Annotated in this window: 11 protein-coding genes; 4 read left to right on the forward strand and 7 right to left on the reverse strand. The window is 61.2% G+C overall.

Annotated features, from left to right (window positions below; translation table 11 throughout):
- Positions 1-150 precede the first annotated feature (150 nt).
- Together QMK51_RS16055 and preA are read left to right on the forward strand one after the other, a co-directional pair.
- Positions 151-1,518, forward strand: coding sequence for an NAD(P)-dependent oxidoreductase (locus QMK51_RS16055; protein ID WP_320390868.1), 1,368 nt, complete (start codon positions 151-153; stop codon positions 1,516-1,518).
- Positions 1,519-2,793, forward strand: coding sequence for an NAD-dependent dihydropyrimidine dehydrogenase subunit PreA (gene preA, locus QMK51_RS16060; RefSeq protein WP_320390869.1), 1,275 nt, complete (start codon positions 1,519-1,521; stop codon positions 2,791-2,793).
- 143 nt (positions 2,794-2,936) lie between these two features.
- On the opposite strand, the gene QMK51_RS16065 is transcribed toward preA, so the two are convergent.
- Entirely contained in the window at positions 2,937-3,557 is a 621-nt protein-coding gene (locus tag QMK51_RS16065) for a TetR/AcrR family transcriptional regulator (RefSeq protein WP_223488653.1), read from the reverse strand.
- 139 nt (positions 3,558-3,696) lie between these two features.
- On the opposite strand from QMK51_RS16065, the gene copC reads away from it, so the two are divergent.
- Positions 3,697-4,062 (forward strand): copper homeostasis periplasmic binding protein CopC, encoded by a 366-nt coding sequence (gene copC / locus QMK51_RS16070; RefSeq protein WP_320390870.1) that lies wholly within the window; start codon positions 3,697-3,699, stop codon positions 4,060-4,062.
- A 3-nt stretch (positions 4,063-4,065) separates the two neighbouring features.
- Entirely contained in the window at positions 4,066-4,926 is an 861-nt protein-coding gene (copD, locus tag QMK51_RS16075; RefSeq protein ID WP_320390871.1) for a copper homeostasis membrane protein CopD, read from the forward strand.
- A gap of 142 nt (positions 4,927-5,068) precedes the next feature.
- Here copD and QMK51_RS16080 read toward each other — a convergent pair whose 3' ends face one another.
- The 6 genes from QMK51_RS16080 to pqqA all read right to left on the reverse strand — a co-directional run bounded on the left by QMK51_RS16080 (position 5,069) and on the right by pqqA (position 11,261).
- Positions 5,069-6,796, reverse strand: a complete 1,728-nt coding sequence (locus QMK51_RS16080; RefSeq protein WP_320390872.1) for a NahK/ErcS family hybrid sensor histidine kinase/response regulator — start codon at positions 6,794-6,796, stop codon at positions 5,069-5,071.
- The gene (gene ercA / locus QMK51_RS16085; RefSeq protein WP_320390873.1) at positions 6,780-7,943 is read right to left on the reverse strand and encodes an alcohol dehydrogenase-like regulatory protein ErcA; all 1,164 of its coding nucleotides are present in this window, start codon (positions 7,941-7,943) and stop codon (positions 6,780-6,782) included. The genes QMK51_RS16080 and ercA overlap by 17 nt, the downstream gene beginning before the upstream one ends.
- Before the next feature lie 241 nt (positions 7,944-8,184).
- The gene (pqqE, locus tag QMK51_RS16090; protein ID WP_320390874.1) at positions 8,185-9,318 is read right to left on the reverse strand and encodes a pyrroloquinoline quinone biosynthesis protein PqqE; all 1,134 of its coding nucleotides are present in this window, start codon (positions 9,316-9,318) and stop codon (positions 8,185-8,187) included.
- Positions 9,315-10,067 carry a pyrroloquinoline-quinone synthase PqqC gene (pqqC, locus tag QMK51_RS16095; protein WP_320390875.1) on the reverse strand — a complete coding sequence of 251 codons (753 nt, stop codon included), beginning with the start codon at positions 10,065-10,067 and terminating at the stop codon, positions 9,315-9,317. The genes pqqE and pqqC overlap by 4 nt, the downstream gene beginning before the upstream one ends.
- 154 nt (positions 10,068-10,221) lie before the next feature.
- The gene (gene pqqB, locus QMK51_RS16100) at positions 10,222-11,136 is read right to left on the reverse strand and encodes a pyrroloquinoline quinone biosynthesis protein PqqB (protein WP_320390876.1); all 915 of its coding nucleotides are present in this window, start codon (positions 11,134-11,136) and stop codon (positions 10,222-10,224) included.
- A 53-nt stretch (positions 11,137-11,189) separates the two neighbouring features.
- Positions 11,190-11,261, reverse strand: a complete 72-nt coding sequence (gene pqqA / locus QMK51_RS16105; RefSeq protein ID WP_010455123.1) for a pyrroloquinoline quinone precursor peptide PqqA — start codon at positions 11,259-11,261, stop codon at positions 11,190-11,192.
- Positions 11,262-11,417: the final 156 nt, after the last annotated feature.

The following is an 11,417-nucleotide window of genomic DNA, read 5'->3' on the forward strand; positions in this document are numbered from 1 at the left end:
GGCCTTCGGCCTATCGCGAGCAGGCTCGCTCCCACATTTTGGAATGCATTTCCCTGTGGGAGCGAGCCTGCTCGCGATAGCGACCGCCCAGACAATAAAAAACCAATGCCCACCAGAGGCAGCACCTCAAAAAACATGAGGCCTTAAACCGTGATCAAGACCCTGAACCACCTCCCGCATCCCCATGAGGACGCGGCCGCCCTCGCCGGCCATTTCACCGACCTGGCACCACCGCTCAACGACCGTCAGGCGCATCTGGAAGCCTCGCGCTGCCTGTATTGCTACGACGCGCCGTGCGTGAATGCCTGCCCGAGTGACATCGACATTCCGTCGTTCATCCGCAATATCCATCAGGAAAACGTTCAGGGCGCGGCACAGAAAATTCTCTCCGCCAACATCCTCGGCGGCAGTTGTGCCCGGGTCTGTCCGACGGAAATCCTGTGCCAGCAAGCCTGCGTGCGTAACAACGCCCAGGAGTGCGCGCCGGTGCTGATCGGCCTGTTGCAACGCTATGCCGTGGACAACGCCCACTTCAGCGAACACCCGTTCCAGCGCGCCGCCGCAACCGGCAAGCGCATCGCCGTGGTCGGTGCCGGCCCGGCCGGTTTGTCCTGCGCGCACCGCAGTGCCATGCACGGTCATGACGTGGTGATTTTCGAGGCGAGGGAAAAGGCTGGTGGCCTCAACGAATACGGGATCGCCAAGTACAAGCTGGTGGACGATTACGCGCAGAAGGAGCTTGAATTCCTGATGGGGATCGGCGGCATCGAGATTCGCCACGGGCAGAAGCTCGGCGACAACCTGACCCTCAGCGAACTGCATCAGCAATTCGACGCGGTGTTCCTCGGCCTCGGCCTGGCCGCCAGCAAACAGTTGGGGCTCGCTCACGAAGATGCCCCCGGCCTGCTCGCCGCCACCGATTACATCCGCGAACTGCGCCAAGCCGATGACCTGACCCAACTCCCCCTCGCTGACCGCTGCATCGTTTTGGGCGCCGGCAACACCGCCATCGACATGGCCGTGCAAATGGCCCGCCTCGGCGCCCGGGATGTGAATCTGGTGTACCGCCGTGGCGTTGAAGACATGGGCGCCACCGGTCACGAACAGGACATCGCCAAGGCCAATCAGGTGCGACTGCTGACCTGGGCGCAACCGCAAGAGGTGCTGATCGACGATCAGGGCAAGGTGCGCGGCATGCGCTTCGCCCGCACCCGGTTGGTGGAAGGTCGCCTGCAAAGCACCGGCGAAACCTTCGAACTGGCCGCCGCCGCGATCTTCAAAGCCATCGGCCAAGCCTTCGACAACAGCGCCCTCGCCGATCCGCTGGCCCGTGAACTCAAGCGTCAGGGCGACCGCATCCTCGTCGACGAACATCTGCGCACCAGCATTCCCGGTGTGTATGCCGGCGGCGACTGCACCAGCCTCGATCAGGACCTCACCGTGCAAGCCGTGCAGCACGGCAAGCTGGCTGCCGAGGCCATCAACGCTCAACTCATGCTCAACGTGGAGGCTGCGTAAATGGCCGATCTCTCGATTGTTTTCGCCGGCATCAAAGCCCCCAATCCGTTCTGGCTGGCCTCCGCGCCGCCCACCGACAAAGCCTACAACGTGGTTCGCGCGTTCGAGGCCGGCTGGGGCGGTGTGGTCTGGAAAACCCTGGGTGAAGACCCGGCGGCGGTAAACGTGTCGTCGCGCTACTCGGCACACTTCGGGGCTAATCGGGAGGTGCTTGGTTTCAACAACATCGAACTGATCACCGACCGTTCGCTGGAGATCAACCTGCGGGAAATCACCCAGGTCAAAAAGGACTGGCCAGACCGCGCGCTGATCGTGTCGTTGATGGTGCCCTGCGTCGAAGAGTCGTGGAAAAACATCCTGCCGCTGGTGGAAGCCACCGGGGCCGATGGCATCGAGCTGAATTTCGGCTGCCCCCACGGCATGCCGGAACGGGGCATGGGTGCGGCGGTTGGTCAGGTGCCGGAATACGTCGAACAGGTCACCCGCTGGTGCAAGACTTATTGCTCGCTGCCGGTGATCGTCAAGCTCACGCCAAACATCACCGACATCCGCGTCGCCGCCCGTGCCGCTTACCGGGGCGGGGCTGATGCAGTGTCGCTGATCAACACCATCAACTCGATCACCAGCGTCAACCTGGAACGCATGGTCGCCAATCCCGCCGTCGGCAACCAAAGCACCCATGGCGGTTATTGCGGCTCGGCGGTGAAGCCGATTGCGTTGAACATGGTCGCCGAAATCGCTCGCGATCCGCAGACCCAGGGCTTGCCGATCAGTGGCATTGGCGGGATTGGCAGTTGGCGCGATGCGGCTGAATTCATTGCGCTGGGCAGCGGCTCGGTGCAGGTGTGCACGGCGGCGATGTTGCATGGTTTCCGGATTGTCGAGGAGATGAAGGACGGTTTGTCACGCTGGATGGACAGTCAGGGCTACGCCAGCGTGTCAGAATTTTCCGGGCGTGCGGTGGGCAATACCACGGACTGGAAGTACCTGGACATCAACTATCAGGTGATTGCGAAGATTGATCAGGAGGCGTGCATCGGTTGCGGTCGCTGCCACATCGCTTGCGAAGATACCTCGCACCAGGCGATTGCGAGCCTTAAGCAGGCGGATGGGACGCATAAATATGAAGTGATCGATGATGAATGCGTGGGCTGCAACCTGTGTCAGATCACCTGCCCGGTGCAGGATTGCATCGAGATGGTGCCGATGGATACCGGCAAGCCGTTTCTGGATTGGAATCATGATCCGAGAAATCCGTACCATGTCGCCCCCTGAAATCAGTGGCGTCTGAACGGACGCCATCGCGAGCAGGCTCGCTCCCACAATGGATCACTTTCGTGCGCAAAGACTGTGTTCGCTAGAGATTTAATGTGGGAGCGAGCCTGCTCGCGATGGGGCCATCCCTAACACCACCAACCTCAAGGCTCCAACCCAATCCCACGCAATATCACACTGGTCACCGTCTGCACCGCCCGCTCGAACTGCATGTCCGACAGTGGCTGGTGATCATTAAGAATATTCACCTGGTGATCAAAATCGGCGTAATGCTGGGTCGAGGCCCAGATCATGTACAGCAGGCTGGAAGGCTCCACCGGCAGGATGCGTTTGTCTTCCACCCACTGGCGAATTTTCGCTTCTTTCATCTTGGCCCAGTCGTACAGGCTGGCGTCCAGTTTCTCACCCAGGGTCGGCGCACCGTGGATGATTTCGTTGGCCCAGACTTTCGAACCGTACGGCCGGCTACGGGAATGGTTCATCTTGGCGCGGATGTAGCTGCTGAGCACCACTCGCGGGTCGTCGAACATCTCGAAGCACAAGGCGTCCTGCTTCCAGACCTCCAGCAAACCCAGCAGCACCGCGCTGTACAGCTCGCTCTTGGTGCTGAAGTAGTAATGCAGATTGGAACGCGGCAGTTGCACTTCGGCGGCGATGTCGGCCATGGCGGTGCCGCCGAAACCTTTTTCGGCGAAGACTTTTTCGGCCCCCAGCAGAATTTTTTCGACGTTACTGCGACGAATCTCGATCTTGTGATTGCCCATGAGGGCTCCCTGACAACAGCGTTGGTCAAGACTAGCATCCGCTCTGGATCGGGGCGACAGGGGAAAACGAAACTTCGTACGCAGGTCTTGTGGCAGGTAAACTGGCCGCCTCTTTGAACCTGCCCCTGAGGTCTTCACGATGTTGTTCAAGAACGCCCTGACCGCCACCGCCCTCCTCGCTTCGATGCTCGCTGCCTCTTCGGTGTTTGCCCACGCACACCTGAAAAGCCAGACCCCGGCGGCCGACAGCACCGTCAGCGCGCCTGCAGAACTGCGCCTGAAGTTTTCCGAAGGGGTTGAAGCGGCGTTCACCAAAGTGACGATCAGCAAGGACGGCGCCGACGTGCCGGTGAAAAACCTCGCCACCGAAGGCAGCGACAAGAAAACCCTGATCGTCACCCCGGCCGGGCCGTTGGCCGCCGGCGACTACAAAGTCGAATGGCATGCCGTGTCGGTCGACACCCATAAGAGTGAAGGCGCCTATCGCTTCAAGGTCGGTCAGTAATTCATGACCGATGCGTTGGTGCTGTGCCGCTTTCTGCATTTCACCGTGGTGCTGATGCTGTTCGGGGCCTGGGTGTTCCGGCCTCTGCTGTTGGGCCGTGAAACGGCGTGGCTGGATCCGTCTCTGGCGCGAGTGACTCGCGGGCTTACCGCTATCGCGTTAATCAGTGGCGTCGGCTGGTTGCTGCTGATCACCGCCAGCATGGCCGGCTCCGCGGATGCGGCATTCGATCCGACGACGCTAGGCCTGGTGCTGAGCACTACCTTTTTCGGTCAGGTCTGGCGTTGGCATCTGCTGCTCAATCTGTTGCTCATGGCCCTGCTGCTGACGCCTTGGCGTTCCAGTACGCTTTGGCGCATCAGCCTTTCCAGCCTGCTGCTGGCGACGCTTGCCCCGGTCGGTCATGGCGCCATGCTCGATGGTCTGCAAGGCCAATTGCTGATCCTCAACCAGATCATTCACCTGGCCTGCGTCGGTGCCTGGCTTGGTGGGTTGATGTTGCTGGTGATGATCTTGCGCCAACCGGCCGATCATCCCTTGAGCGCGATATTGCAACGCTTCAGCGGGATCGGTTACGCCTTGGTGGCGGGACTGGTGATGACCGGGCTGATCAACGTGCGGGTATTGACCGGCGTGTTCTGGCCGACACCGTTGCTGTCCGGGTTTGCGCTGATCCTGTTGATCAAGGTTGTGCTGGTGATCGGGATGTTGGGGTTGGCACTGTTCAATCGACGGCGGGTCAAGGATTGCCAGCAGCATTTGGGACAGTTGCGTGCCAGCGTCATGCTGGAGTGGTTGCTGGGGATTGGCGCGGTGGCAGCGGTTTCGCTACTGGGCACCATGCCGCCGATGACCATTGCCTGAACAAAATTCCATACAAGCGAGCCTGCTCGCGATGACGGACTGTCAGCCCACATCCAAGTTGAATGTCAGACCGCTATCGCGAGCAGGCTCGCTCCCACTTTGAACGGTGCGCAGCCCCAGGCTGCAATCTTTTCAACCCTCGCTACGCCAACAGCTGAGTCAGCACCGCGCGCAACTTGCCGGGCTTCACCGGTTTGTTCAGCAGCGGCGCGTCGAGGCGCTGCAATGAGCGCCGACACTGGTCGGTGCGGTCGGCGGTGATGATCACCGCCGGAATCGCCTGGCTGAAATACTCGCGCAAATGCCGGACCACTTCACAGCCCACCACCCCGTGATCGAGGTGATAGTCCGCCAGAATCAGTTCCGGCGCCTGTCCCTGCAAGGCCACCAGCGCGGTGGCCTCGTCGGTGGCGGTAACCACCTCGCAGCCCCACTGGCCGAGCAGCGCGCTCATGCTTTCAAGAATGCTGACTTCGTTGTCCAGCACCAACAGACGCCGGCCCGGCAACGGGTTGCCGGTACTCAGTTGCGGCGCGGCCTGACTGATCGGCAGTGGAATCTCATGTGAAATCGGTACTTCGATGCTGAACATCGAGCCGCGACCCGGCAGCGAGTGAACCTGAATCCTGTAATCGAGAATCTTGGCGATGCGTTCGACAATCGCCAGTCCCAGGCCCACGCCCTTGCGATCGGCGGCGCGCCCGACGTCCAGCTGGTTGAATTCGAGGAAGATCGAGTCGAGACGATCCGCAGGAATCCCGCGCCCGGTGTCCCATACTTCAATTCGCAGCGCATCCCCCCGGCGCCGGGCGCCCAGCAGAATGCAGCCTTCGTCGGTGTAACGGCAGGCATTGCTGAGGAAGTTGCGCAAAATCCGCGTCATCAGGCGCAAGTCGGTATGAATGGCGTAATCGCCCATGCGCACCCGCAAGTTCAACCCAGCTGCCGCAGCCACTGACTGAAACTCCGAGACCAATGGCGCGAACAATTCGTCGAGGCGGTACAGGGCAATGTCCGGCTTCACCGCGGCCTGATCGAGCCGGGAAATATCCAGCAGATCGGTGAGCAAATCTTCGGCCCCTTCCAGCGCCTGATGCGTGCGCTCCACCAGCACCTGCTCGACGTCGGGCAGTTTGCGTTCGCGCAAGGTCGAGATCAGCAAACGCGCGGCGTTGAGCGGTTGCAGCAAGTCGTGACTGGCGGCGGCGAGGTATTTGTCCTTGCTGCGATTTGCCGCCTCGGCAGCATCACGGGCATCGCGCAAGGCTTCTGCGATCTGTTTGCGCTGGGCGATCTGCTGTTGCAGATTGCGGTTGGCGTCCAGCAACTCGTTGGTGCGCGCGGTGACCCGCTGCTCCAGTTCGTCATTGAGTTGTTGCAGGCGCTCCTGGGCCAGTTTTCGTTCGGTGATGTCGGCGACAAAACCCTCCACTAGGCCTTCCTGATCCGGTTTGAGCAGCAGGTTCATCAACACATCGAGGACGCTGCCATCCTTGCGCCGCAGCTGGGTTTCATAGCCCAGCAGGCTGCGCTCGCGCTGGAGGATTTCGCCGATGCTTTCCAGCTCTTGCGCCCCACCGACGAACAGCGTGCCCGCCAGGTCCGTCAGGGAAAACAGCACCTCCTGCGGGTCCTGATAGCCGAGCATCCGCGCCAGTGCCGGGTTAGCGGCGCGCATGCCTTCCAACAGGCTGGCCTGGAAGATCCCGTGCACTGCGTTTTCGAACAGCCATTTGTAGCGGTTGCGTTCGGTTTCCAGTTCATCCAGGCGCGCGGCCAGTTCCGGATAATGACTCTTGCGCGCCGAGTGATTGCCTAAACCCAGTAACCCGGTCAGCGCCCGTTGTTGCTCGTCAGAGGGCTTCGCCATAGACGACCTCGACGTCGCGCTGGCTGGATTCGCGCGGGTTGGTAAGGATGCACGGGTCGTGCATGGCGTGTTGCGACAGGAACGGAATGTCCGCCGTACTCACCCCGTGCAGGCCCAGGGTTTCGTGGAAGCCGATGGCGTGTTTGAGGGCGATCAGGTGTTCGACCAGCCGCCCGCAGATCTGCCGGTGATTCAGGCCACGGCAATCGATGCCAAAAGTCTCGGCAATCACCTTGAAGCGCTCCGGCGCCGAGCTGTAGTTGAACGCCACCACGTGCTCCACCAACACCGCATTGCACAGGCCATGGGGCAGATCGAGGAATCCGCCGAGGCTGTGGGACATGGCGTGCACCGCGCCGAGGATCGCATTGGAGAACGCCAGCCCGGCCTGCATGCTGCCGAGCATGATTTTTTCCCGCAGGGCGATGTCGCTGGGGTTGGCGATCATCTGCACCAGATTGCCGTTGATCAGCCGCATCGCCTCCAGCGCATGAGGGTCGGTCAGCGGCCCGTGACCGGTGGAGACGAAGGCTTCGATAGCGTGGACGAGTGCGTCGATGCCGGTACAGGCCGACAGGAACGGGTCCATGCTCAGGGTGGTTTCCGGATCGATCAGCGACACGTCCGGCACCGCAGCCTTGCTGACGATGGAGAATTTCATGCGTTCTTGCTGATTGGAGATGATCACAAACTGCGACACGTCGGCCGAAGTGCCGGCGGTGGTCGGGATCAGGATCAGCGGCGGGCTGGGCATGCGCAACATGTCCACGCCCTCGAATTCGAGGATGTTGCGTCCGTGGGCGACGACGATGCCGATGCCCTTGCCGCAGTCCATCGGGCTGCCGCCGCCGATCGCCACGATCACATCGCAGTGATTCTCCCGGTACAGCTCGGCGCCGAGCATGACCTCTTCGATCCGCGGGTTGGGCGAAACGTCGCTATACAAAAAGAAATCAATGCCCTGGGCTTGCAGGCTGGCCTCGACATCGGCGACCCAACCGGCGGCAATCACACCGGGGTCGCTGACCACCAGCACCTTGCGGGCGCCGAAGGTCTTGGCGTAGTTGCCGACGTTGTGCCGACAGCCGGCACCGAAGATGATTTCAGGTGAAACGAATTTACGCAGCTGGCTGAGATTGTGGCTCATTGGAAAGCCTGTTTTTATTGTTTTGAAAGGTAAAGTCCACACTAAAGCATCCGGCTGCGAATGCAATCAGACCAATGGATAGCGAGCCGCCCGGGGTGTGCTCGGTTTTTGTATCCACCGAAGATCCCCTGTGGGAGCGAGCCTGCTCGCGATGGCTGTCTTCCAGTCAAAATGATGTTGTCTGACACTCCGCCATCGCGAGCAGGCTCGCTCCCACAGGGGATTTGTGTCAGCTCTCGATTCATCCACGATAGATCAGCCGCGAAGCCTTTTCATTGCGCAAGGTCAGGTGTTCCATGCCCTGCCCCGGCGCGTCGGCTTCGTCCCGGGCCTTGAGAATAACGCTGTGGTGCGGTGACTTGCTGCACACCGGGTCGGCGTTGCTCGCGTCCCCCGTAAGCATGAACGCCTGGCAGCGGCAGCCGCCGAGATCCTTGTGCTTTTCATCGCAGGAACGGCACGGCTCTTTCATCCAGTCATCGCCGCGAAAACGGTTGAAGCCGAAGGAGTCGTTCCAGATGTGCGCGATGCTGTGCTCGCGCACGTTGGGAAACTGCACCGGCAACTGGCGGGCGCTATGACAAGGCAACGCCGTGCCGTCCGGGGTGATGTCGAGAAACAGGTTGGCCCAGCCATTCATGCAGGTCTTGGGGCGCTCTTCGTAGTAATCCGGGGTGACGAAAATCAGCTTGCACGGATGGCCCTCGGCCTCAAGCCGCTGGCGGTATTCATTGGTGATGCGCTCGGCGCGCTGTAACTGTTCGCGGGTCGGCAGCAGGCCGACGCGGTTGAGTTCGGCCCAACCGTAGAACTGACACGTTGCCAACTCGACGAAATCCGCCTCCAGCTCCAGGCACAGTTCGATGATCTGCGCGATCTGGTCGATGTTGTGCCGATGGGTGACGAAATTCAGCACCATCGGGTAACCCTGGGCTTTCACCGCACGGGCCATGGCCAGTTTCTGGGTGAAGGCCTTGCGCGAGCCGGCGAGCAGATTGTTCACCTCTTCATCGGCGGCCTGAAAGCTGATCTGGATATGGTCCAGCCCGGCGATCTTGAAGTCGCGGACCTTCTGTTCGGTCAGGCCGATGCCCGAGGTGATCAGGTTGGTGTAGTAACCCATGTCCCGCGCGGCTTTGATCAGCTCGGCCAGGTCTTGGCGCACCAACGGCTCGCCACCGGAAAAACCCAGTTGTGCAGCGCCCATCTCCCGCGCCTCGCGGAACACCCGAATCCATTCTTCCGTGCTCAGCTCTTCGCCCTGTTGGGCAAAATCCAAGGGATTGGAGCAATACGGGCATTGCAGCGGGCAGCGATAGGTCAACTCCGCCAACAACCACAGCGGTGGGCCGGGTTGCTGTTCGATCCGGTTCACAGGGCGATCCCCCGGTGCCAGACCCGCTCGGTGGTGACGGTGTGATACGGCCGGCGGTCTAGCTCATAAGCCATGCTCATCGCGTCGAGCATGCTCCACAGCACATCGAGTTTGAATTGCAGAATCTCCAGCATGCGTTGCTGGCCTTCGACGGTGACGTAATGCGCCAGGGTGATGCGCAAACCATGCTCGACATCGCGCCGGGCCTGACTCAGGCGCGTACGGAAATAGTCGTAACCGGCCGGGTCGATCCATGGGTAATGGGTGGGCCAGGCGTCGAGCCGGGACTGGTGGATTTGTGGTGCGAACAGTTCGGTCAGCGAGCTGCTGGCCGCTTCTTGCCAGCACGCACGGCGGGCGAAATTGACGTAGGCGTCCACGGCGAAACGCACGCCCGGCAGCACCAACTCTTGCGAGAGGATTTGAGCGCGTTCCAGCCCCACTGCTTCGCCCAATCGTAGCCACGCTTCGATGCCGCCTTCACTGCCGGGGACGCCGTCATGGTCAAGGATTCGTTGCAGCCACTCCCGGCGCACGTCGCGGTCCGGGCAATTGGCGAGGATGGCGGCATCCTTGAGCGGGATGTTCACCTGGTAATAGAAACGATTGGCGACCCAGCCCTGGATCTGCTCGCGGGTGGCGCGCCCGGCGTACATGGCTTGGTGGAATGGGTGGTGGATGTGGTAACAGGCGCCCTTGGCGCGCAGGGCGGCTTCGAATTCGGTGGGGGTCATGGGGGTGTCAGTCATTGCGGTTCTCCGGGGAATAACCGTTGGGTTTTGCGGTGTCTGGTCCGGCCTCATCGCGGGCAAGCCCGCTCCCACAGGAGTCCGGGTCTTAGCCGATTTTCTGCACAAAGCAGGTCCATTGTGGGAGCGGGCTTGCCCGCGATGGGGCCATCCGCTACAGCTCAATACTCATGCCGTCATGAGCCACTTCAATCCCGCGTCGCTCCAGCAAGGTGCGCTCGGCCGAGTCTTCATCGAGGATCGGGTTGGTGTTGTTGATGTGGATCAGCACCTTGCGCTGACGATTGAACCCCTCCAGCACTTCGAGCATCCCGCCGGGGCCGCTTTGCGGCAGGTGGCCCATTTCGCTGCCCAGGCTCTGGCCGACTTCGCACACGCGCATTTCATCGTCTCGCCACAGCGTGCCGTCCAGCAGCAGGCAGTCGGCGCGCTGCATCCAGCTCAATACCTCGGCGTCGACCTGCCCCAGCCCCGGCGCGTAGAAAACCGATGCACCGCTGCGCAGGTCTTCGATGAACAGGCCGATGGTGTCCCCTGGTTGCGGATTGCCGCGATTGGGCGAGTACGGCGGTGCATTGCTGACCAATGGAATGGCGCGAAATTGCAGGTGTGGGCAGGCTGCGATGCTGAACGGTTCGCGGTCCAGCCCGATGGGTTGCCACTGCAAGCCACCGTTCCAGTGTTTAAGCATGGTGAACAAGGGAAAGCCGCTGCTCAGGTCTTCGTGAACCCGCTCGGTGCACCAGACCGAATGCGGGCAGCCTTCGCGCAGGCTCAACAGGCCGGTGCAATGGTCGATCTGACTGTCCAGCAGGACGACACCGGCAATCGCGGTGTCACGCAAGCGTCGGGCCGGTTGCAGCGTCGGGAAGCTTTCGAGTTGCGCGCGAATATCCGGTGAAGCATTGCAGAGCACCCACTCCACACCGTCGTCGCTCAGGGCAATGGACGACTGCGTACGGCGTTGTGCGCGCAGGTTGCCGTTGCGCATAGCGGCGCATTGACGGCAGTTGCAGTTCCATTGCGGAAAACCGCCGCCAGCGGCGGAACCGAGAACACGGATGTGCATGGCAGGCTCCAGAGGGCAGGCCCGGCCAACGCATCGGCTGACCGGGCGATCAATCAACGGTTGGCGAAATACATCGTCACTTCGAAGCCAATGCGCAGATCGGTAAACGCGGGTTTATTCCACATGGGGTCAATCCTCTTCTTGTGCCGGACAATTCCGGTAAAGCCATTAATGCACGGAGGGCGAAGGGACCGAATGCTACTTTCGAAGGAGGGGGTGGGGTGCGTTGGTAGGAGGTGTTGCGCAGATCCTGGAAACACACAAAACCAAAATGTGGGAGC

Source organism: Pseudomonas sp. P9_31, assembly GCF_034008235.1.
GTDB lineage: Bacteria > Pseudomonadota > Gammaproteobacteria > Pseudomonadales > Pseudomonadaceae > Aquipseudomonas.